The organism is Affinundibacterium amnicola (assembly GCF_014284275.1).
In the GTDB taxonomy this organism is placed as follows: domain Bacteria; phylum Pseudomonadota; class Gammaproteobacteria; order Burkholderiales; family Burkholderiaceae_D; genus Undibacterium; species Undibacterium amnicola.
This window is the reverse complement of record NZ_JACOFU010000003.1, coordinates 432885-456800: the sequence shown is the minus strand read 5'-3', so window position 1 is coordinate 456800 and position 23916 is coordinate 432885. Positions and strand designations below refer to the sequence as shown.

The 23916-nt window shown below is 46.0% G+C and carries 18 protein-coding genes; 5 read left to right on the top strand and 13 right to left on the bottom strand.

Annotated elements, in window-relative coordinates; translation table 11 throughout:
- Positions 1 to 40 precede the first annotated feature (40 nt).
- From H8K33_RS09935 to H8K33_RS09915, 5 genes are all read right to left on the bottom strand, one after another.
- Entirely contained in the window at positions 41 to 784 is a 744-nt protein-coding gene (locus H8K33_RS09935) for a peptidylprolyl isomerase (RefSeq protein ID WP_186890855.1), read from the bottom strand.
- Between the two features lie 203 nt (positions 785 to 987).
- Entirely contained in the window at positions 988 to 1671 is a 684-nt protein-coding gene (gene narI / locus H8K33_RS09930; protein ID WP_186890854.1) for a respiratory nitrate reductase subunit gamma, read from the bottom strand.
- A gap of 223 nt (positions 1672 to 1894) precedes the next feature.
- The gene (gene narJ / locus H8K33_RS09925; RefSeq protein WP_186890853.1) at positions 1895 to 2581 is read right to left on the bottom strand and encodes a nitrate reductase molybdenum cofactor assembly chaperone; all 687 of its coding nucleotides are present in this window, start codon (positions 2579 to 2581) and stop codon (positions 1895 to 1897) included.
- A gap of 192 nt (positions 2582 to 2773) precedes the next feature.
- Positions 2774 to 4327 (bottom strand): nitrate reductase subunit beta, encoded by a 1554-nt coding sequence (narH, locus tag H8K33_RS09920; RefSeq protein WP_186890852.1) that lies wholly within the window; start codon positions 4325 to 4327, stop codon positions 2774 to 2776.
- Entirely contained in the window at positions 4324 to 8058 is a 3735-nt protein-coding gene (locus H8K33_RS09915; RefSeq protein WP_186890851.1) for a nitrate reductase subunit alpha, read from the bottom strand. Before H8K33_RS09915 ends, narH begins: the two co-directional genes overlap by 4 nt.
- 351 nt (positions 8059 to 8409) lie before the next feature.
- Here H8K33_RS09915 and H8K33_RS09910 point away from each other — a divergent pair, with 351 nt between their 5' ends.
- From H8K33_RS09910 to H8K33_RS09900, 3 genes are all read left to right on the top strand, one after another.
- The gene (locus tag H8K33_RS09910) at positions 8410 to 9669 is read left to right on the top strand and encodes an STAS-like domain-containing protein (RefSeq protein WP_186890850.1); all 1260 of its coding nucleotides are present in this window, start codon (positions 8410 to 8412) and stop codon (positions 9667 to 9669) included.
- Positions 9670 to 9860: 191 nt separating this feature from the next.
- Positions 9861 to 10058, top strand: coding sequence for a hypothetical protein (locus H8K33_RS09905; RefSeq protein ID WP_186890849.1), 198 nt, complete (start codon positions 9861 to 9863; stop codon positions 10056 to 10058).
- A 30-nt stretch (positions 10059 to 10088) separates the two neighbouring features.
- A complete protein-coding gene (locus H8K33_RS09900) occupies positions 10089 to 10688 on the top strand; it encodes a hypothetical protein (protein WP_222613367.1) in 600 nt (199 codons plus the stop codon).
- Between the two features lie 56 nt (positions 10689 to 10744).
- Here H8K33_RS09900 and H8K33_RS09895 read toward each other — a convergent pair whose 3' ends face one another.
- Positions 10745 to 11278 carry a HipA domain-containing protein gene (locus H8K33_RS09895; RefSeq protein ID WP_186890848.1) on the bottom strand — a complete coding sequence of 178 codons (534 nt, stop codon included), beginning with the start codon at positions 11276 to 11278 and terminating at the stop codon, positions 10745 to 10747.
- Between the two features lie 302 nt (positions 11279 to 11580).
- Complete coding sequence (locus H8K33_RS09890) at positions 11581 to 13266, bottom strand: formate--tetrahydrofolate ligase (protein ID WP_186890847.1); 1686 nt, start codon at positions 13264 to 13266, stop codon at positions 11581 to 11583.
- Positions 13267 to 13471: 205 nt separating this feature from the next.
- Here H8K33_RS09890 and H8K33_RS09885 point away from each other — a divergent pair, with 205 nt between their 5' ends.
- Positions 13472 to 14638 (top strand): tetratricopeptide repeat protein, encoded by a 1167-nt coding sequence (locus tag H8K33_RS09885; protein ID WP_186890846.1) that lies wholly within the window; start codon positions 13472 to 13474, stop codon positions 14636 to 14638.
- A 75-nt stretch (positions 14639 to 14713) separates the two neighbouring features.
- On the opposite strand, the gene H8K33_RS09880 is transcribed toward H8K33_RS09885, so the two are convergent.
- Complete coding sequence (locus H8K33_RS09880) at positions 14714 to 15988, bottom strand: metal-dependent hydrolase family protein (protein WP_186890845.1); 1275 nt, start codon at positions 15986 to 15988, stop codon at positions 14714 to 14716.
- 90 nt (positions 15989 to 16078) lie between these two features.
- Positions 16079 to 16456, bottom strand: coding sequence for a GFA family protein (locus tag H8K33_RS09875; protein WP_186890844.1), 378 nt, complete (start codon positions 16454 to 16456; stop codon positions 16079 to 16081).
- A 237-nt stretch (positions 16457 to 16693) separates the two neighbouring features.
- Here H8K33_RS09875 and H8K33_RS09870 point away from each other — a divergent pair, with 237 nt between their 5' ends.
- The gene (locus tag H8K33_RS09870) at positions 16694 to 18274 is read left to right on the top strand and encodes a FimV C-terminal domain-containing protein (RefSeq protein ID WP_186890843.1); all 1581 of its coding nucleotides are present in this window, start codon (positions 16694 to 16696) and stop codon (positions 18272 to 18274) included.
- Between the two features lie 80 nt (positions 18275 to 18354).
- Here H8K33_RS09870 and H8K33_RS09865 read toward each other — a convergent pair whose 3' ends face one another.
- The 4 genes from H8K33_RS09865 to H8K33_RS09850 all read right to left on the bottom strand — a co-directional run bounded on the left by H8K33_RS09865 (position 18355) and on the right by H8K33_RS09850 (position 23904).
- Complete coding sequence (locus H8K33_RS09865; RefSeq protein ID WP_246443477.1) at positions 18355 to 19659, bottom strand: serine hydrolase domain-containing protein; 1305 nt, start codon at positions 19657 to 19659, stop codon at positions 18355 to 18357.
- A gap of 133 nt (positions 19660 to 19792) precedes the next feature.
- Positions 19793 to 20236: a hypothetical protein gene (locus H8K33_RS09860; RefSeq protein ID WP_186890842.1), complete on the bottom strand. Its 444-nt coding sequence runs from the start codon at positions 20234 to 20236 to the stop codon at positions 19793 to 19795.
- Complete coding sequence (locus tag H8K33_RS09855) at positions 20214 to 20723, bottom strand: hypothetical protein (protein ID WP_186890841.1); 510 nt, start codon at positions 20721 to 20723, stop codon at positions 20214 to 20216. Before H8K33_RS09855 ends, H8K33_RS09860 begins: the two co-directional genes overlap by 23 nt.
- A gap of 49 nt (positions 20724 to 20772) precedes the next feature.
- On the bottom strand, positions 20773 to 23904 hold the full coding sequence (locus tag H8K33_RS09850; protein ID WP_186890840.1) for an efflux RND transporter permease subunit: 3132 nt from the start codon (positions 23902 to 23904) through the stop codon (positions 20773 to 20775).
- Positions 23905 to 23916: the final 12 nt, after the last annotated feature.

Here is a 23916-nt window from a genome sequence, read left to right as displayed (position 1 = left end):
GTTCCAACGGTGCGCACGGCGCACCCTACTTTATTGACATTTACTGCACCAAAGGCGTATCCGCGCCTTCGAGTTCTATGCCGCTGATCTTGGCTTGTCCAACCATCAATTGCAGATACTGACGCATCGCGTGATCGTGGCTAGCTCTTTGCATAGCATCAGCGATCTTGCTTTCTACCTGTTCGAACGGCAGCAATTTCCCTGCCAGTTTGCGACCAAGCTGCACGATATGCAGACCAAAACGGGTCTCAACTAAACGTGGCACGATCTTGTGTTCTTCGGCTGAGAAAATCACTTTTTCAAATTCGGGAACCGTGTCGCCGCGTGTCAGTTGCCCGAGATTGCCGCCGACTTCACTCGATGGGCAATTCGAATTCGCCTTCGCCATCGCGGCAAAATTCGCTGGATTATCCAACAAATCCTGCAACACTATTTCCGCATGTTTACGCAGATTATCTAAATCCAAGGCTGCGGTAACTTGAAACAAAATATGATTCGCTTCGACCAATTCACCCACCGTAAAACGCTGCGGATGCGCCTGATAATGACGCAGGCATTCTTCTGAACTTGGCTTAGGCACAAGCACTTCGCGTACCAACAAGGCTTCGATTTTGTCTTCATCCTCACCTTGTAAACCCAACTCGTTTGCCTTATCCAACAAAACACGACGCAAGACCAAAGCGGTCATCGCACTCTTCATCGGATCAGCTGCACCTTGATGCTCTGGCAGTTCTTTTTCCATCTCAGCATCGCTGAGTTCGTAACCATTAACTATGACGGGCATGATTGCCTCCTAAAAATTTATTGCTGGCAATTTGATTCATTGTCGCTCCTGCGCAGGCAGGAGCCCAGTGTCTTTCGTTGATCACCTGACGTCACGGGATTCCTGCTATCGCTATGGGAATCAACGCATGCATGCGTTGATCGTTCCGTAGGCGAGCAGCATGCTGCTCGTATTCCCTACTTCACCATTCGCAGGAATGACGATCAGCGTGGACGTACCAACTGCCACGCACGACTTAAATAACCAACCGATGCAAAACCGCTCCACACGTGAACCAAACGAGTGAATGGGAAGATCACGAACAAGCTCAAGCCCATAAACAAGTGTGCCTTGAACAAGAATGGTGCGGTCACGATGTAATTGGCAGCATCACCTTTAAAAGTCACGATGTGCTGTGCCCACGTCATCAACAAGACCATCATGTGGCCATCTCTATGATGCAAAGATTCAAAGATGGTAGACAAGCCTAAGCCCAAGGTGATGAAAATCCACAATAACAAGATTTTGTCGCCAGTTTTCGTCACTGCGGAGATACGCGCATCGGTAAAACGACGGTGCATCAAGATCAGCAAACCGACCATGCACAAAGTGCCAAATACGCCACCCATGACAATCGCGATCATTTGCTTAAAGCCGTGTGAAATTCCCAAGCTATCCCACACAATCACCGGCGTCAGCAAACCGACCATGTGACCGAAGAACAAACCGAGCACGCCGATGTGGAACAAGATATTGCCAACACGCAGATTACCGGCATGCAGCATTTGCGAAGAATCACTCTTCCACGTATATTGTTCGCGTTCAAATCGTGCCAAGCTGCCGAACAAGAAAATCGCCAGAGCGATGTAGGGATAGATCCCATAGATAAATTGATGTAAGTAGTCCATGATGTTTCCTCTTATTTACTTTGCATTCCAAAATTCACGCGTAGATGAAATTGACTTACTGTATTCCCTCCCCTTCCAAGGGGAGGGTTAGGGTGGGGATGGGTCTTGGTTGATTAATGAATGTATCCTTTTCCAACTACAACCCATCCCCATCCCGACCTTCCCCTTGAAGGGGAAGGAGCAACACATACAAATTAATCAGCGCCTCGTCCCCAATCGACAGTTAGCCCCGCAATTCAGAACCAGCAGCATTGGGTTGGCGTGGATAAAAATTAATCGCCTGCGCACCGCCAGATGCTCCGCTGGATGAGCAAGACAAACCCGGCTTCAATAATGGCTCAACACCATCCGCGCCCGGACCAAAGGTTTCCATCGCATCATCCATATCCCGCACTGGTGGCTCGCCTTGTTCTTGTGGTACCACATCGGTAAATGAAGTCAGTAATAAAAACGCATTCGCATACGGACTGTCTTTGCGTTGCAAGCGGATACCAATTGCCGCTAATACGTGGATGGCTTCACCCAAGAGTTTTTCTGCGGTTTCTGCATCAACTAGGCTCAAGAACTCCAAGAACAGTGGCACATAATCCGGTAATTCGCTCGCTTCTGGCTCAAAACCATAACGACGATATTCCGAAATCAAATCCACCATCGCCTGACCACGATCACGGCTTTCACCATGGATGTGTTCAAACAAATGCAAGGCAACTGATGGCGTACGATCAAAGGTACCCACATAGTTTTCTTGCACGCTGATCAAATTGTTTTCTTGCAAATAATTGAGCAATGGCTGCACTGCTTCCAGAGTTTCTGGATCGGCGGCTAACTCCGCACGAATTTCTGGCAAAGCAGCGATCAGGTCGGGCTGCGGGTAACTGAGTAGTGCGGATAAAATGCGATAAATTTGCATACGATTTCCTTTATTATTTGTGACATTTATGGTGTCGTTTCATGCTTGAACATTCCCTCTCCCGCAAGCGGGAGAGGGTTAGGGTGAGGGGCGTTGAGTCATTCGAAATGCTTGATGTATCCCGACAAATCATTTCACTCGCGACCAACCGCCCTCATCCCCCGCCCTTCTCCCGCTTGCGGGAGAAGGGAGCTATTCCGTTGTCGACAACTTTTTCCGCGACTTAGGCATATCCACAAAAATCACACTACCCTGCGGTTTCTTGCCAAACAAGGCACCATCAGAAGTACCACCCGAGCAACCATTACCAAAAGTAAATCCACAACTACCTTTTTCGTTGAAGCTGTCTTCCACCATTTCTTTGTGTGAAGATGGAATCACGAAACGGTCTTCGTAGTTCGCGATCGCCATGGTTTGATACATGTCTTCGACTTGCGCTGCCGTCAAATCAACTTGTTTCAAGACCTCATGATCGAGTTCACCATGCACGACTTCCGAACGCTTGTAAGCACGCATGGCTAACATACGCTCTAAAGCTTTCAAGACTGGCTCTTCTTTACCAGCGGTCAGCAAGTTCGCCAAGTAACGCACAGGAATTCGCAAAGATTTCACATCAGGAATAATGCCGTTCATGCCCATGTGGCCTGCTTCTGCCGCTTTTTGAATTGGTGACAGAGGTGGTACATACCACACCATAGGCAGCGTGCGATATTCTGGATGCAGTGGGAACGCAATCTTCCATTCCATCGCCATTTTGTAGACTGGCGACTTCTTCGCAGACTCAATCCAGCTTTCTGGAATGCCATGTTTGCGCGCTTCGGCGATCACTTCTGGATCATGCGGATCTAAGAAGCAATCTAACTGCGCTTGATACAAATCTTGCTCGTTCGGAGTCGATGCCGCTGCTTCGATTTTATCGGCGTCATACAGCAACACGCCGAGGTAACGGATACGGCCTACGCAAGTTTCGGAACAAACGGTTGGCTGACCTGCTTCGATACGTGGATAGCAGAATGTGCATTTCTCTGCTTTGCCTGAACTCCAGTTGTAGTAAATCTTTTTGTAAGGGCAACCAGAGATACACATACGCCAGCCGCGGCACTTGTCTTGATCAACTAAAACGATACCGTCATCTTCACGTTTGTAGATCGAGCCAGATGGGCAAGAAGCTACGCAGGCTGGATTCAAGCAGTGTTCGCACAGGCGTGGCAAGTACATCATGAAGGTCGATTCGAAAGTGCTGTACATTTCTTTCTGCACGCCTTCAAATAACTGATCACGACTACGTGAGCTAAATTCACCACCTAAGTCATCTTCCCAGTTCGGGCCCCAAACGATCTTGTCCATTTTTTTGCCAGTGATGACTGAAATAGGACGTGCGGTTGGTGGCGTCTGTGACAATGGCGCATTTTGCAAGCGCTCATAGTCAAAGGTAAATGGCTCATAGTAATCGTCGATCGATGGCAAATTGGGATTCGCAAAAATATTCGCCAAGATGCGCAATTTTCCACCTTGTTTTGGCTCTAATTTGCCTGCCTCATTACGATGCCAGCCGCCCTTCCACTTCGCCTGATTTTCCCATTCTTTAGGATAACCAATACCAGGCTTGGTTTCGACGTTATTGAACCAGGCATACTCAACACCATCACGACTAGTCCAGACGTTTTTACAGGTCACGGAACAGGTGTGGCAACCGATACATTTATCCAGGTTCAACACCATGCCTACTTGTGCGCGAATTTTCATGACGTTGCTCCTTCTGATTCTTCCAACTTACCTTCCAACCAATCCACTTTTTTCATCTTACGCAAGACGATAAATTCATCACGGTTACTACCAACCGTGCCGTAATAATTGAAGCCATACGCCAACTGCGCATAACCACCAATCATGTGTGTCGGTTTCAATACCGCACGCGTCACCGAGTTATGAATACCGCCGCGCTTACCAGAGAGTTCTGCGCCCGGTGTATTGATAATTTTTTCCTGTGCGTGATACATCAAGCACATACCTTTTGGCACACGTTGGCTAACCACCACACGCGCTGTCAAAGTACCGTTACTGTTAAACACTTCGACCCAATCGTTATCCACCAAGCCCGCTTCTTTGGCTTCGATTTCCGACACCCACACATGCGGGCCACCACGGCTCAACGTCAACATACGCAAATTGTCAGAATAGGTTGAGTGAATACCCCATTTCTGATGTGGCGTGATGAAATTGAGGACGATTTCTTTTTCACCATTCGGTGATTTGTTCAACATCGGCGCAACGGTCTTGGTATCAATCGCTGGTTTATAGACGCACAAACCTTCACCGAAATCGAGCATCCAGCGGTGATCCTGGTAGAACTGTTGACGACCAGTCAGTGTGCGCCATGGGATCAGTTCATGCACATTGGTGTAACCGGCGTTGTAGCTGACTTCTTCCGATTCCAAACCAGACCAGGTCGGTGCAGAAATAATCTTGCGTGGTTGTGCCTGTACATCACGGAAACGGATCTTGTCATGTTCACGACCGACTGCCAGATGCGTATGATCGCGGCCAGTAATTTTGCCGAGGGCTTCCCATGCTTTGACTGAGACGTGACCATTGGTTTCTGGTGCAAATGTCAAAATCATTTCGCAAGCATCAATCGCCGTTTCCAGGCGTGGGCGACCTTTTGATACGCCCTCTTCTGTCACCACTTTGGTAATGCCACCGATTTCATGCACTTCATGTTCGGTGTTCCAGTTAATACCTTTACCGCCGTTACCAAGCTTGTCTAACAAAGGTCCAATCGATGTGAACTTTTTGTAGATTTCTTTGTAGTTACGTTCTACGACAATAAAGCTAGGTGCAGTCTTACCTGGGACCAAATCGCACTCGCCTTTTTTCCAGTCTTTAGGCTCGAAGGCTTGACCGAGTTCACCCGGTGTATCGTGCATCAATGGTTGCAAGACGATGTCTTTGCGTGTACCCAGATACTCGCCACCGATTTCGGTAAATTTCTTGGCGATACCTTTGTAGATTTCCCAGTCGGTTTTGCTTTCCCACAAAGGCTGCACAGCTTCACTCAATGGGTGAATGAAGGGATGCATATCAGAGGTATTCAAATCGTCTTTTTCATACCAAGTTGCAGTTGGCAACACAATGTCGCCGTACAAGCAAGTCGTACTCATACGGAAATCAAGTACGGTCAATAAATCTAATTTTCCTTCGGCGGCTTCTTCACGGAACTTCACTTCCGATGGCTTCACCGCTTCATCTGGATCATCGAACAAGGCATTTTGTGTGCCGAGTAAATACTTCAAGAAGTACTCATGACCTTTACCTGAGCTACCGAGAATATTCGAACGCCATACAAACATATTGCGTGGGAAATTCTTAGGATTATCTGGATCATCGCAGCTCATATTCACGGCGCCAGATTTCAAGCTTTGTTTCAGATATTCTGCTGGTTCCAAACCTGCTGCTGCCGCTGCATCACAGACGTCGAGTGGATTGGTTTCTAACTGCGGTGCCGATGGCAACCAACCGAGACGTTCCGACTTGGCATTCATATCAATCATGCTCATGTGACTGACTTTGGATTTATCCGCAGTCGGCGCGAGGATTTCATCGATATGCAATTTCTCATGACGCCACTGGCTCGTGTGCGCATAGAAGAAGCTGGTACCATTCATTTGACGTGGTGGACGGGTCCAATCAGACGCAAACGCGAGTGGAGCCCAACCGAATTGTGGACGCAGTTTTTCTTGACCAACGTAATGCGCCCAACCGCCACCAGATTGACCTACGCAACCGCACATCATCAACATATTGATAATGCCGCGATAAATCATATCGTTGTGGTACCAGTGATTCAAAGCCGCACCAACGATGACCATGCTCTTACCATGTGTATCGTGTGCATTCTGCGCAAATTCACGGGCAACTTGAATGACCAAGTCACGTTTCACGCTCGTGTGTTTTTCTTGCCATGCTGGTGTATAAGGTACGTCGTCATCATACGATGTCGCAACCGCGCCACCCAAACCTTGATCCACGCCGTAGTTGGCCATCGAGAGGTCATATACTGTCGCGACTAAAATCTCAGAGCCATCTGCCAATTGCACTTTACGCGCTGGCACATTGCGCAAGACCATATCGTTGGCATCGGCACCACCGAAGTAGTTAAAGCCTACGCTGACCACTTCGTCATGTTTCGCTACCAAACTCAATTGTGGATCAATCTCACGACCTGAGCCGCCATCTTTTGGTTCCAAATTCCAGCGACCAACTTTTTCGCCGTCATTGACTTTACCTTCGCCCCAACGATAACCGATGGAGCCATTTGGAGAAACGATCTCGCCTGTGCTTTCATCAATCGCGAGTGTCTTCCAATCACCATTATTGGCTTCATCCAAACCGCCTGGCAATTGCGATGCGCGCAGCATTTGATCTGGTACGAAGCAGCCATTGCGCTCTACCAAACGTACCAACATCGGCATGTCGGTATATTGTTTAACATAACTACGGAAATAATCAGATTTACCTTCGAGATGGAATTCTTTGAGAATCACATGACCCATCGCCATCGCCAAAGCCGCATCCGTACCTTGCTTAGGTGCCATCCAGATATCACCAAATTTCACCATCTCACCGAAGTCAGATGAGACAGCAACGGTCTTCGTACCTTTGTAACGCACTTCTGTGTAGAAGTGGGCATCTGGTGTACGTGTTTGCGGTACGTTAGAGCCCCATACCATCAGGTACGTCGAGTTATACCAATCGGCAGATTCTGGTACGTCAGTCTGTTCACCCCATACTTGCGGGCTGGCTGGTGGCAAATCGCAGTACCAGTCGTAGAAAGACAAACAAGCGCCACCGATCAAAGACAGGTAACGTGCACCAGCAGCGTAAGACACCATGGACATCGCAGGAATTGGTGAGAAACCAATCACGCGGTCTGGACCGAATTTTTTCACTGTGAAGGCATTCGCCGCAGCAATGATTTCTTGTGCCGTATCCCAATCAGCACGTACAAAGCCACCGAGGCCACGTACCGATTTATAACGCTTGGCTTTGACTGGATCTTGGCTAATGGATTCCCATGCTGCAATCGGGCCCATGGTCTTACGCGCCTCTTGCCACATTTCCATCAAGCGACCGCGGATCATAGGGTATTTCACCCGCTGCGCAGAGTACACATACCAGCTATACGAAGCACCACGTGGGCAACCACGCGGCTCATGATTTGGCAAATCAGGACGGGTACGTGGGTAATCGGTTTGTTGGGTTTCCCAAGTAATCAAACCGTTCTTGACATACACCTTCCACGAACAAGAACCGGTACAGTTCACACCATGGGTAGAACGCACGATCTTGTCATGCTGCCAGCGGCTGCGATACGCATTCTCCCACTGTCTATCCTCATCCACCACCGCACCATGTCCGTCAGAATAGGTGGATTTCACCTTAGACATGAACTTCAATCTATCCAGAAAATGACTCATCTCACACTCCTTGTTGTTTGAGATGAAGTGAACCTGATGTTCACTCCACTTTGACATGATCAAATTTTAGAGAGTTGGGACAGAGTCGCCCATTCTTCAGAGCGGTGTCTGAGGGCAAGCATTGGCACTAGGGTGGGATAGTTCTTTGGAACTAGAAAGATGAGGAGTTATCGACTGCCTGTAGATTATTTTTTACACTTTCATGCTAAGGTACAATCTAAAAATAATAATTCACAAGTGCAATTTACCTACACAAAAATCAAGAAATAGATGAAGTACAAATTTTCGTTCGCAATTTTCTATATTGTTACATTAGCAAAATCCCATCCCTTTCAATTCGAGTGAGAAAAAATGACTATCGCACAACAATTTGCGTTACAGCGCACTGAGAATAAAATAGCTTTTTTAGGTTCACTTGGGATAAAAGATTTTCGAAAAGTACTGGCTTCAATTCACAAAATAGTAAACGATCTTAAATACCAAGAATTAATACTCGATTTTACTAGCTGCACTGCGGCATTTTCCGGAGCAATGCTTCCAATTTGTAGTTATGTAATGTCACTTAGAGAATCAAGAATTGAAGTGTCAATTATTTTGCCAGAAGCGGAAAAACTTAGCCGTTTATTTGTTAATACTAATTGGGCACATTATATTGAACCTCGTAGATTTGAACTATCAAAAAGACTAAGCACTACACAAGTTCCGGTTTTATCTTTCAAATCTAGTGAAGAGCAAAATGAATGTGTAAATCGCTTGATTGATTGCATGTTGAAATCTGTCGCTGGTTTAAGCCGAACGGATTTTGCCGCAGTCGAGTGGGCACTGAACGAAATCACAGATAATGTGTTAAATCACGCTGACTCTAAAATAGGTGGATTAGTGCAGATGTCCGTTTTTGAAAGAACAAAACGTGGTGTTGAATTCACAGTCTGCGATGCTGGAATTGGAATTCCAAAGAGTTTACGATCTGCGAAACCTGAACTACTAACTGATATGGAAGCACTTGAAGCAGCAATTAAAGAAGGTGTCACGCGAAATACTAGTACGAATCAAGGTAATGGTCTTTACGGTTCATATGAAATTTCACGTATATGCGATGGAACATTTGACATTCATTCTGGGAATGCGTTGCTCAGTTTATATAAAAAAGAACTCTCTCTAAAATCCGAGAAAATACCCTTTGACGGAACTTTGGTTGATGCACGTATTGACTTTTCAAACCCTGGCTTACTACAAGAAGCACTCAAATTCGGAGGAAAGAAACATCGCCCCCTCGATTTTATTGAAAGTCGCTATGAGCAAGACAATTTACAAAAGATAGATTTTGTCATGTCGCAAGAATCGCGTTCATTTGGTTCGAGACTAGCAGCTCGCCCTGTAAAAGTTAAAATCGCTAACTTAATTGAAATGTGCGAAGGTCAAAAAATAAAAATTGACTTTAGTGGAGTTCCTGTCATTTCTAGTAGTTTCGCAGATGAAGTATTTGGGCATCTTTTCGTTGAACTTGGGCCAATGCGTTTCATGAACGCACTTGATTTTGTGCACTCATCGGAAACGATCATAAGTCTAATCGACCGTGCAATTAAACAAAGAGCCGCGTTAAGAAATTAGTCAACTTCGTGTCTTACCTAAACTTGTTTCAACTAGCTCAAGGTTAGCTGATTCCATATTCAAAACACATAAAACGTAAAATCATATTACCATCTGTAGGTAGGTATCAAAATCAACACAATTTGATCGGCATTTCATGCACGGTTTTGCGCTATAATCGCTCACATAGCTATCAATTAATGAGGTCATTTATGTCTAAGCTAAGCACCACACCTCGCTCTTCAATTTCAGGAAAATATTTAAGCAAACCTTCTGCCAGCGCAGAGCTTGAGGTTTTTCGCAGCGTTGTATCTGGATTAAAAAAAGATCATGATCGCTTGCGTAGAATTACCATTAATGCTGGCATCTCTACTTCAACCGGAAAACTCAAAAAAGCGTACGCGGGGTAGAAAATTAATACCGGCTCAAGATATGAACTGTTGCCAAGCTTTCTTCTTTGCTTCCATGGCACAGATGTAAAAACTGCAGAAGCAATTTTTGCAGGAAAAGCTCATCTTAAACCAAGTGAAAATGACTATGATTGGCTAGGTCACGGGATTTATTTTTGGGAATATAGTCCTCAACGAGCCTATCAATTTGCACAAGAAAAATTTAAATGGCAGAAGAAAAAAGATAAAGTTGCAGTTGTTGGTGCCATTATTGATCCCGGCCTTTGCTTTAATCTATTAGATGCCTCATCTCTTGGTTTTTTAGAATATGGGTATGAGGCACTATTAGAAGATAGAGGTAGTATTGACCTTCTTCCGAAAAATGGAGATGGGAAAGAACTCTGGAAAAGACAGCTCGATTGTGCTGTCATTAATATGGTTCATCAGATTCGAACCGAAACTCAAAGTGAAGACTGGGTTAAGAAAAACCCAAGAAAACCCTCACTCGCGTCCTACGATACAGTTCGCGGTGCATTCTGGGAAGGTGGTCCGATTTACAATGGCGCGCGGATAGAAAAGAAAAATCACGTTCAAATCTGCGTAAGAAATCTAGACGCAATCAAGGGTTATTTCAGACCAATTGAAGACTAATTCGATTGTTGTCGCGAATTAGTCCTACTCTACTTTTATCACACTTCCGTTTCAATTCAACGACCCTGTCCAATCACCAAACGGTCGCTCAATTCAGCATTCCCTTTAGCAATCTGCCGAAACGCGGAACTAATACGTTCATCACCTTCAACACGACGCAAGAATACAACAGCCGCCTTGGCAGCACGCATCCAACTTTCGCGTTCATTTGGCAAAGGCAAAGCAGGATTCAATTTCCGTTCAATCAATTCCGCCCCACGCTGCGGCGCATACATCATCGGCAGCATGTCATAGGCTGGCGCCAAGCGCATATCGAGTAAGAAAGCTAGATTACCGTCGTGCATATCTGTGTTGCTTATCATGCGACCAAAATGCGCCAACAGTTTTATTTGTGGTGCAGTTTCTTCTGAAATGTAATTCACATGCGAGGGCGCATCTGCGCCGTCTGACCAATTGCCTGTTCCACCAAATAGCGCCGCATTCAATTCATGCAAACTGCAAACACAAAAGCGTCCAAATTCACCATGCCGATCAATACGATCGACCTCATAGAATGTACGTCCTGCAAATTGGTAGCTGCGGCTAGTCATGTAACGATTATTAAATCATTGATAAATGAAATTTTCATACATAAAAACATCTCATTTTACATTTTAGATGTAACGATTTATGTAACGATTCATATAACGATTTAAATGTGTAATTTGACTGACATCGTAGCCACTCAAATGGAACGCCGTAAAAATAGCGTTTGGCCTAGATTAAATCCCTCTTGGCCTTATCCCGGCAGAAACAGGAATCCAGTGACTTTGTGCTTTTACGCCACTGGATTCCCGCATTCGCGGGAATGACGATACCTAGTGCAAGGTTTAACTGAACAGATTATTTCTAATCAGGACAGACCGCTAATCACGCCATTATCATCAATATCAATATGCAGTGCGGCAGGCACAGCAGGCAAGCCCGGCAAGCGCATAATTGCGCCCGTTATTGGCACTACGAAGCCCGCGCCTGCCGCGATTTCAAATTCACGTACCGTCAGTTCAAAGCCGCTTGGTCGTCCTATCAATGCTTCGTTATCCGAAAAAGACTTTTGTGTCTTGGCGATACAAATCGGTAAATGACCTAGGCCTAAACCTTCTATGTGTTTAATATCCGCCAAGGCCTTAGCTTGGAATACGACGGAACCTGCGCCGTAGATTTTTTTCGCGACGGTTTCCACCTTGGTTTTGATGTCGCTATTCCAATCGTAGAGCGGGGTATAGCGACCGTTGAAGCTTTCTACTGTCTCAACGACTGCGCGAGCGAGTTGTGTGGTGCCTTCTCCGCCTAGTGCCCAGCCCTCGGATAAGGCAACGCGCGCGCCTAGTTCTTTGCAGCGCGTTTTTAAGAATGCTAGTTCTTCATCGCTATCGCTGCTGAAGCGGTTAATCGACACCACCGCTGGCAAACCAAATTGGGCGATGTTTTCTAAGTGTTTTTCGAGGTTCGCAAAACCGACTTTGAGCGCATCGAGATTGGGTGTGGTCAAGGTTTTTAGATCTTGTCCGCCGTGATATTTCAAGGCACGCACGGTGGCGACGATCACCACTGCGGATGGACTTAAACCCGAGTAGCCGCATTTGATATCGAGGAATTTTTCTGCACCCAGATCCGCACCAAAGCCCGCTTCTGTGACCACGTAATCCGATAAAGACAAGCCTAGTTTGGTTGCCAATACTGAGTTGGTTCCCTGCGCGATATTCGCGAATGGGCCGCCGTGGATAATGGCTGGATTACCCTCTAAGGTTTGCACTAAATTCGGTTTAATCGCATCTTTTAACAAAGCCGCCATCGCGCCTTGTGCTTTCAGGTCTCGGCAATAAATTGGTTTATTGTCGTAAGTGTCGCCCAAGTAAATATTACCTAACTTGGTCTTTAAATCTTGAAAGGATTCTGCCAAACAAAGAATCGCCATGATCTCGGATGCCGCGGTGATATTAAAGCCAGCTTCACGTGGATTGCCACCCGGACGACCGCCTAAACCCGTAATAATGCTGCGCAGGGATCGATCATTCATATCCATCACGCGCTTCCATTTCACCGTGCGCGGATCGATGCCCAAGCTCTCTTTTTGGAAATAGATATTATTGTCGATCAAAGCTGCCAATAAATTATTCGCTTTTTCAATCGCAGAAAAGTCGCCAGTGAAATGGAGGTTGATATCTTCCATCGGCACGACCTGTGAATAGCCACCACCTGCCGCTCCGCCTTTGATGCCAAACACAGGTCCAAGTGAAGGCTCACGCAGCACGACGGTGGTCTTTTTACCGATGCGATTGAGGCCTTCAGTGAGGCCAATAGAAGTAGTGGTCTTTCCTTCGCCCGGTGGTGTAGGCGTGATCGCTGTGACCAAGATCAATTTATTCTTTTTGATTTTTTCTGGATCGATCAAGCTCAAAGGCAACTTCGCTTTGTATTTGCCGTAATGTTCTAGGTCATCAACATCCACGCCTAATACTTTGGCAATCTCGTTGATATGCTTAAGTTGTGCACTCTGGGCGATTTCTAAATCGCTTTTGACTTCTTGGTTTGCCATATTAATTTCTCTCGTGAATAAACAAAGGCGTACTAAAAATAAATTCCGTCTCTTTTGAATTGGAACTTTGGGCAAGCACAATATACATAAATTCACGAGAAAACTCTTATTATTTCTCAGGAATTAACTGTAAATATGAATAAAAAAAGCGTAAAGTACCAAGAAAAATATTAATAAAAATCGCGAAAAAATCAATGGAGGCCGTATGCGCAGCATCATTCTTTCAGTTATCGTGCTAGGACTTAGTGCATGTGCAACGCCACAAGTTGCTGAAATGTCGCAATCACCCCAAATGACAATCGCCCCCAAGCAAATCACTTGGCACGATGGACATTTTCAAGCTGATGAGACGGTGCTTATCGTCCCCAAAGAAGAGGTTTTTGCATTAAGTGATGCGTTAAAAGAACAATTAATGCGAGAAGAAATTCAAGCGCTTTCCAACATTTCAAAAACACGCTACTTACTAGATTTGGTTTACACCAAAGACTCGGCCGCGTTCGCCTATAACTATAAAGAAACTACTACGGCCAAAACGACTTGGGAAAACAAACGTGGTAACTGTATTTCTTTAACCATTTTGGCCTATTCGATTGGCCGTGCACTTAAGCTGCCGATCGTGATGCAAGAAGTTGACATACCAGTGCAATTCGATCGTCGTGGTAATTTAGATTTTTTGAGTTCGCATGTGAATGCGATGATCATGCAAAAAGATTTCTGGTTTGAACGCGAAGGAGAAAATCGCGGCTATCTCATCGTTGATTTTGAGCCGCAAACGATGATTTTGCACCGAGGACGCGCGTTAAGCGATGAGGAAATTTTATCGCGCTTCTATAACAATATTGGCGCAGAATATCTGGCAAAACAGCAGAAAAATGCGGCCTATGCCTATTTCAAAGCAGCTATCTTGCGTGCGCCGAATAATTCACTTGCCTATAGCAACTTGGCGGAACTATATCTGCAAACGGGTTTATATCATCAGGCCGAAGAGATAATTACCCATGCCTTGAACATCAATAAAAATGATGTCATCGTGATGCGCAATATGCAAAAACTTTTGCAATCACAAAATCGTCTTACCGAAGCCGCAACTTTCACTCAAAGAATAGAAGCTAGCAATGCGGAAAATCCACATTATTGGTTAGGTTTGGGAATACAAGCAGTCAAAAATCAAGAATATACAAGCGCAATCAAATATCTGGAGAGAGCCAGAAAAATGGCGATAGGTTTCGCCGACATCCATAGATATCTCGCAGAGGCGTATCTAAAAACCGGAAACATGACAGGCGCGAAAAGTGAAATTAGCCAATTAATCGACCTCGTTCCCGACCACCCCAAATCGATCTTATTGCGCAATAAATTTGCCGTCCGTTGAAGCGAGAATCCATACACTGCGCCAGCAATACGTGCATGGCGCAGTCATTTGAGTCGATTACGTCGATCAAGTCGTTTAGTTCGTCACGACCTTCCCATCTTTCATCACAAATTTTACTAAACGTACGCGTTTGATTTCTTGACTAGGATCGCCTTCGACTGCGATCAAATCCGCTAACAAACCGCCACGCACGCTTCCGATTTTATCAGCATAACCAAATGCTTTTGCATTAATCGAAGTGGCTGAGCGTAAGACGTCGATGGCTGCCATGCCATAGTCCACCATCAATTCCATCTCACGTGCGTTGTCACCGTGCGCATACACGCCGACGTCGCCACCCATGCACATATTCACACCAGATTTCAGCGCAAGTGCAAAGCTTTGGCGTTTTGCTAGTAGTCTCGCTGGTTCAGGGTCGAACCCTTTTTTCCAGCCGCGATATTGTTCAATGGCGTCGCCTGCCGCCAAGGTCGGACACAAAGTCACGCCTTTTTCTTTCATGCGTTTAAAGACTTCTGCCGTGCCATTGTCGCCATGTTCTATGGTAGACGCGCCAGCCTCAATCGCGCGCAACATGCCGGCTGGTGTCGAGGCATGCGCCACTAACTGACGCTTGCCACTGTTCGCGATATCTGCCATTACCGCCATCTCCGCTACGGAAAAAATCGGCACCGCCTCGCCATCCCGTCCGGCCCGATAATCAGCATAAACTTTGATCAGATCAGCGCCCTTACCAATTTGGCTGCGTACTTCCTGCGAGATTTGTTCAAGGCCAGAAACTTCGGCGGCACCTTGTGGTAAATCCAGATTGGGATTTTGGCTCTTCGGCCCATACGCTCCCTTTGCTACCAAGGCTTTGGTGGCAATGATCATCCGTGGCCCGGCGATCACGCCTTTTTCTATGGCTTTCTTCAAGCCCACGTCGTCGTATTCTGCCCCCTCGGTTCCAAGATCACGTACGGTCGTAAAACCAGCCGCTAATGTCGCCTTCGCATGGTTCACCGCACGCACCACACGCTCGGCACGGCTTTCCTTTAAAACTTGGTCATCCCAACTGACTTCATTGTATGGATGCAGCAATAAGTGAGAATGCCCCTCGATTAAACCGGGCAACAAAGTTAATCCTTTGAGCTCAATTACGCGGGTATCTGCTGGTAATTTAAAGCGCATCGGACCAGCTTCCAGGATCTTATTATTCTTCACCAGCACGACCCAATCTTGCTGCATTTGCTGGCCATCGAACACCCGATCGGGCTTGAGTAAAATCATCGTATCGGCTGCGACAGCAGGTGTTGGGGACAAAAACATCGCACTGCCAATCACACTTGCTCTGAGTATCGTTTTAAACATGGTTCACCTTTTATTGGAGCTTTAAACCGGAATCTCCCTTGCCTGTTTGTGATGCGTTGGCGACCTATCCATCAACAAATAAACAAGGATTTATACACTTTTTGCAGCGAGACTGGCACCATGCCGCTCCCAATTTTGCCCATCAAAACCGACAATACGCACTTTTGATGGCTGCGTCTTTAAACATCGTAAATTCACATCCATACCATCGGGATTGGAACGTGCAACATAGAAAGGTTTGATTCCGCAGATGCGACAAAACTGGTGTTCGGCGACACGCGTGTTAAAGCGATAGGTCGTCAATTGCTCAGCACCAGATAACAAACGAAATGCGCGCAGTGGCACAATCAAATGCAAAAAACCTGTCATACGACAGATTGAACAATTGCAGTCTTCTACCTCGACTTCATCTGGTGCATCCACTTCAAACTGTATCGCGCCACAATGGCAACACCCTTGATAAATCATTCGACTACTCCCGTTTTCGTTTCAAATTCTAATAACTGCCAATCCACTCACAACAGCAATAGTAGCAATAAGCGTTGCCATAAAGCATGCTTGTTTCTGTGCTTCAACAGAAGTAAAAGCGATAGTGTGTGATTTATGCAAACTTCTTTAAATAATCGCGGTTTATCTGAGCTTGATCGGATTTATCAAACAATCTAACTTAAAATTCATTCCAATTATTTTAAGAACTGGTGTGCTATGGCGACTTCTCAAATATCTTCCAACAAACTGCGATTTTGCTTTGTCAATTTTATCTTGGGTTTGTTATTCAGTATGGTGATAGGCGGCCAGGCAACGGCACAAGAAACGCGACCGCTACCAATCATTGAAAAAGAAATTGCCACTGATCCCAACATTGAACATCAAGTGCAATTGCAACAAGAGCTCACTAAACTGTTGGCAGAAAACGCACGTATCAATAAAGAAAAAATTGAGTACCTCGAAGCACAATCTCAAAAAGTATTTTGGACGCAATGTCTGATTGGTTTCTTAGTGCTCATGATGCTAGTTTCCCTCTTTTCTTTCTGGCGCTTGCATGTGCAACATAAGTTCCAAGATGGTATCGACGCGTTAACGACATCCATCAAAAATTTTCAAGATTCTTTGTTTTCATTATCATTTATCGACACATCACAACTGAGTACAATTGGTAGTGTGTCGTCTTTTCACACCACGGATATTGATGCGGCTAACACACAACAAGGAAGTCATAGTGGTTTTAGAAGAACCTTGAATCCAAACACCGGCAGCCATGGAACAAATGGCCCCAATAATGATGAGTTTTCTGATATTCGCGGCTTTTTCGACGCCTGGCTCAATGTGTATAAACCTGGTGATCCTCGCTATGAAGAAGCATTAGCAGCGGCAACGAAACCAAATTCGCCAAAACCTTGGCTACAGGCTCTCGATAGCTCTCGCCAAAATAAAGATCAATCTGGCTTTGAATCGATTAGCAAGGAATTGAAAAAATTCTTTAATATTAAATTGCTGCCTTGGCAGAACTCTGACAATGCAACAAAAAAACAGTTAAGCGAGTATCCGCATGTCGTCAGCAAAATTATTGAATTCTGGCCAAAAGATGAGATCGTGATTTATCTCGAACGCTTGTTAAACAATTCAAGGATGAGTCCGCGTGAAGGTTTTGATCTGAATATTTTTCAACAATTAGAAAGCTTATTGGAACTAGCACAGCGTGAAGACCGCCCACGTCAAATCCAACAACTCAGAGAAATGGGTATCGCTGATTTCTTGTTTTCGACTCCATCCGCGGCGACCAAATCTGCTGCAATATTATCAAGCGCGAATCTTGCACCTGATTCTGTCAGCAGACCAAATAGAGTGACGCCACCTGTCGCCATTCAAACGTCGGCCAACACAGAGCAAACAGCATTATCAACAGTGCACAGCGAGCCTGCGGTGCATACGCGTTTATCTGCTTTATCTACTACAGCAGCAACAAACTTAGCAGCATCGTCGATCACGACATTTGCCGCCACGAAGGAAACCGTTTTAACGAATAATAGTGCTAGCATCGGCGTCAATACCAGTGTCAATACAGTTGCAGATCCCGTCAATGTAGCGGGCGCGCATGAAGTTAGATTACAACTAGCACAGGCTTATCTCGAGATGGCAGACACAGAAGGTGCTTGTTTATTATTGGAAGAAGTCATTCGAGATGCAGCACCAGCGCAGCAAGCACATGCTAAACGCCTACTCGCTGACATAGAAAAGAAACGTGCAAACTTAGATGGCGGGAATAACAAAAGTTACTTCCATTAATTTGGCGAGGAATGGCGTGTACATGGACTTGTCTTAGTCACTTGCACGCCAATTAAAACTCTTCAGCAGAAATCTCTCCATCATTTGGTCAATTTGTTTTCTGCAAGCTGCGCGCTGACTGCAGCAAAAAACGCTTGATCATCCACAACCGCCGAGCCTGTTGGTTTGACCTGCGCGCCCCAGACCACGATCACCAAATTATTGCGCGGATTCAAGTACAAATACTGACCATGAATCCCAACTGCGGTATAAGCACCATCTTGAAATCCCTGCTGACTATTGACTGGCCACCACAAATAGCCATATGGAATAAAATCGCCCTGACGCAGGCGCTTGGGCGTTCCGGCTTCATAAGTCCAGGCAGTTGGTAAAATGAGTTCTTTCGCCGCCAAACCACCGCCCAACATAAACAAGCCAAAGCGACCATAATCACGCAAAGTAGCACTAAAGCCACTGCCACCAATTTCCACACCATTTGGCGAATCTAGCCACCAAGTAGCATCTGCTTCCATCCCATATTTTGACCATATACGCTCCTGCAAATACGCCGACAGCGGCATGCCAATTGCATTACACAATAACTGGGCAGCGATTTGCGTTTCGCCGGTGCTGTAATTAAACCGACTACCCGGCACAGATGCTTGTGACAAACTTGCCATCACGCGCATCGCAGATCCCGGCACTTGAGCGATTTGTGCTTCTAATAGCTTACGCCGATCAGATCGCGGATCCGTATAAGCTTCATTCCAACGCAGGCCTGAACTCATGGTCAAGACATCACGCACGGTGACCTGTTGATAAGCACTCTCTTTAAGCTCAGGAATGTACTTGATCACCGGGTCATCTATATGGCGGATCTTGCCTTGTTTAATGGCCGCGCCAATTAAAGTTGAAGTAATCGATTTGGCGATCGACATTGACATCCAGCGTGTCTGCGCTGAGTTTCCATAACGATATTTCTCTAGTTGGATCTGTCCATCTTTGAGTATCAGTAATCCGGCAACTTGGTTCCATTCCAAATACTGGTCTAATGAGATCTTCTGACCTCTATCGTTAAAATACAACTGACTGAGCTGTTTTGCAGCCACAGGCAAAGCTTTAGGTTTTACAGACTTAACGATACGATTACTAGGGAACAAACGATCAATATTACGGAAAGTATTGACCGCTATCGCAGGCGATAATTTTCCATCATAGATTTCACGCACACTCCCGATCGCTTCCATCGCATGCGGATACATGTTTTTATGCTGTGCAGACGACGATTTCTGTGTTTGTTCTTGCACCCGCGACTGCACCTGGGCTTGCGCAAGTGCATTTTCTAGACTGACCAAGACAAGCAAATTCAGGTTAAGAAAAATTAACAGATGCCGGATATGCGTCATAGAGCCTCGATCCCAAAATAAAAAAGCGTAAAAAATGTCGGAATATTATCCCTTATTTTTTACGCTTTTTTTCTACTGACTTGTAGAACCTAGTTGGCTCCGTATTTGTACCGTATTTTCGCTCGCAATTCGCTTACTTCTGAACCTGACTTAAACTCAGATCGACGCTAATGGCTTCTTTACTTTTATTCGACCACATCCAGCAATAGTCTTGACTTTGCTTGGCCTCAAATTGCTCAGCGGCGGTATCACGTGCCAGATATTTCACTGGCAAAGTCACTTTCTTACCTTCGTGAAAATGAATATTGAAGTCCAAAGGCTTCGCGCTTTGATACTGCCAATCAATCTTTAAGCCTGCTGACAATTTTCCGCAGACCTCAAGTATGCCACCAGCTTTAATTTTACCGCGATGCTGAAAGCGCCCGTGCTCATCCCACTTCAAGTCAACCAGACTTGCATTTGCTAAATTCGGCAAACCCAAGCCTGCAGACATCAGCAGAAATGCCGCAAAAATGCGCTTGCTGAAAATACTGATGTTTTTACCTGCGTCCATACTAATGCTTGTGTTCGTGCGCATGTTCTGCTTCCTTAGTGTTTCCCTTATCTGCTGGCTTTGTACTGGCTTTTTTCACCATCGCAAATGGCGTAAAACGCGCTTGCTCTGCTGGTTTACCCGCCATCGTCACAGTTAACGCACCTTTTAAATTGGCATTCGATGCATAAGTCGCTTTACCAACAAAACGATTCTCGCCTTCTGGCACCAATTCAACAGTCGATTTTTTCGCGCCCTGTACCAAAGTCAAAGTCGCTGTTGCACCTTTCGTCGCAATACCTTTATTGGCATGATCAGTCACATACACGGTTACCGGATTTTCTTTCGCGGTTTTACTGTCCGGCGCTAACACCAGTTCAAAATGATACACGCCCGCCATACGGGTTTGACCACCGTTGGGCGATTTGATCGAATCAAAATATTTATCATCATGCGCATACGCGCCACCAATGCTGGCGGCACTGATTGCAACACTTGCTAATGCTGTAAAAACAAACTTTGAGAGTTTCATATTATTTCCTTTTTAAAAAAATATACCGAATGACGATTTCAATTAAAAATCAAAATACTTCTTGCTGATCATCATTTTGCTTAGCCGCTAACAAATTCAATAAAGGCTTTTCCCCCCAACGCCAGAACATCAGCGGCGTTAACACGGTGTCGAGCAAAGTTGAGCTAATCAGTCCACCAAAAATCACCACGGCGACCGGATGCAAAATTTCTTTACCTGGTGCGTCAGCCGAAACTAATAGTGGCAATAAAGCAAACGCAGCAACTAAGGCTGTCATTAAGACTGGCGTTAAACGCTCTAGTGAACCACGAATAATCATCTCTTTGCCAAATTTTTCGCCTTCAAACGCACATAAATTAATATAGTGACTAATTTTCAAAATACCATTGCGGGTTGAGATACCCGCTAGAGTAATGAAGCCGACCAAAGCCGCGACCGATAAGGTCTGTCCTGCTAACCACAAGGCAAGCACCGCGCCGACTAATGCCAATGGAATATTCCCCATAATCATCATGGTCAAGGCAATCGAACGATAGCGACTGTACAGCACTAAGAACATCAAAGACAAAGACACCAAAGACAACAAGGCGATCAGATTCGAGGCTTTTTCTTGTGCCTGAAATTGTCCTTCGAGCGAAGTCGAATAACCAACCGGTAAAGCCTTTGCCGCTAGTTCTTCACGTATATCTTGTATCACTTGTGTCATATCGCGACCATCGGTATTTGCCGACAAGACGATACGACGACGTGAATTTTCACGATTGATTTGATTCGGGCCGTCGCTTTCTTCGACCTTAGCCAATTGCGATAAAGGTATGTGACCTCGTGGCGTTTCTATCAGTAATTGTTGCAAGGCTTGTAGGTCACGACCATTTTCAGGCAGGCGCAATAACATGTCGAAGCGGCGATTTCCTTCGATGATCTGCGTAATTTTTTCGCCTTCAATTTGTTGTTGCAAGCTGCGCAATAAAACGCCTGGCGCGATGCCATAGCGTGCAGCTTGTTCATAATCCACATGAATTTTAATCTGCGGAATCAAGACTTGTTTTTCAATTTGCAAATCAGTGATCCCCGGCACGCGACCTAAACGCTCACGCAAATCATTGGCGATATTGCGCAAAGTATCGAGATCATCACCAACCACCTTCAAAGCAATTTGCGCACGCACACCAGACAACAAGTGATCTAGGCGATGTGAGATCGGTTGACCAACATTACTATTCGCGGGCAAGACTTTCAGACGTTCACGAATGTCGTGAATAATCTCTTCACGACTGCGTGTTGATTTCTTCAAATCCACATCCATCTCGCTGTAATGCACACCTTCGGCATGTTCATCCAATTCCGCACGACCAGTACGACGACCAACTTGCGTGACTTCCGGCACGGCCAACATTAATTGCTCTGCCAAGCTGCCTAGGCGATTGGATTCTTCCAAAGATGTACCCGGATTAAGTACCAGATTGACCGTCAAGGTACCTTCATTAAATGCTGGCAGAAAAGCACGCGGAAAAAATGGCACAGCAACCGCAGCCAAAATCACTGCGCCGATGGCAACAGCGAACAAGCTACGCACATGTTGAAACGACCAGTTTAAGAGTCGTGTGTCCCACTTCTTCAACCACACCACGAGCGCACTATCGCCATGGGCAAGTTGCTTCATCTTTGGCAACAAGAAGTAGCAGAGAACGGGGGTGACCGTCATCGCTACCGCCATACTCGCGAGGATGGAGACGACATACGCAATGCCGAGCGGCGTGAACAAACTACCTTCAATGCCGGGCAAGGCGAATAAAGGAACGAAGACCAAGACCACAATCACCGTCGCATACACAATCCCACTACGAACTTCACCAGAAGCATGCGCGATCACCTGCAAACTTGGCAAAGGATTGGCTAACAAACTATTTTCTTTGAGACGTCGCAAGACATTTTCCACATCCACGACCGCATCATCGACTAACTCACCAATCGCGATTGCCAGACCGCCAAGTGTCATCGTATTGATCGACAAATCCAGATAGCGGAAGACCAATATCGTCGCCAACAAAGACAAAGGAATCGCGACTAGTGAAATAATTGTTGTGCGGATATTCAGTAAGAATAAGAACAATAAGATCGCGACCATGATGGCGCCATCACGTAAGGCATCATTCACGTTATCCAAGGAATTCTTAATAAAATCCGCTTGGCGGAACAAGAATTGCGGCTGCTCTACGCCTTGCGGCAGATTTTTACTCAGCTCCGCAATCGCTCTTTCAACTTCACGTGTGAGCTTGACGCTATCGGCGGTCGGTTGTTTTTGTACTGACAAAATTACAGCAGGTTTACCTTTATACCCACCATCGCCGCGTTTAAACGCGGGTGCAATCGTGACGTTTGCGACTTGTTTCAGCAAAATCGCTTGCCCTTGTTTCATCGCGACCACGACGTTTTGCAAGTCTTCGATGCGACTGGTGCGACCGATTTGTCGAATCAAATATTCACGCCCATTCGCTTCGGCGAAACCGCCGCTGGTATTCGCACCGAAGTCTTTGAGCGCGGCTTCGACTTTGTCGAGTTCTATGCCCAAAGATTGTAACTGCGCAGGCTTGATTTCAACCCGATACTGACGAACTTCACCGCCAATCGGCGTGACTTGCGCCACACCGGGGATATTTAACAAACGCGGACGCATCACCCAATCGGCGTACTCACGCACCTGCATTGCCGAGGTGCTAGTCGCAGTGTTCGCATCCGCACTAATCGGTAAAGCGATCAATAAGATCTCGCCCATGATGGAAGAAATTGGGCCCATCTGCGGCGTGACTCCAGCCGGTAACTGTTCACGCACTAGGCTTAGACGTTCTGCAATCTGTTGACGATTGCGGTAGATATCCGTACCCCAATCGAACTCCACATAGATAATCGACAAGCCCACGCCTGACACCGAACGCACGCGCGTCACGCCGGGCATTCCGTTCATGGTGGACTCTAAAGGAAAGCTGACCAATTGCTCAACTTCTTCCGGCGCCATGCCTCCGGCTTCGGTCATCAAAGTGACGGTGGGTTTATTCAAATCGGGAAAGACATCGACGGGCATCTGTCGCATGCTGATCAAACCGTACACGATCAGCAAGATAGACGCAGCGAGAACGATCAGCCTTTGGCGTAAGCTGGTATTAATAATGAATTGGAACATGGGCTGCCTTCT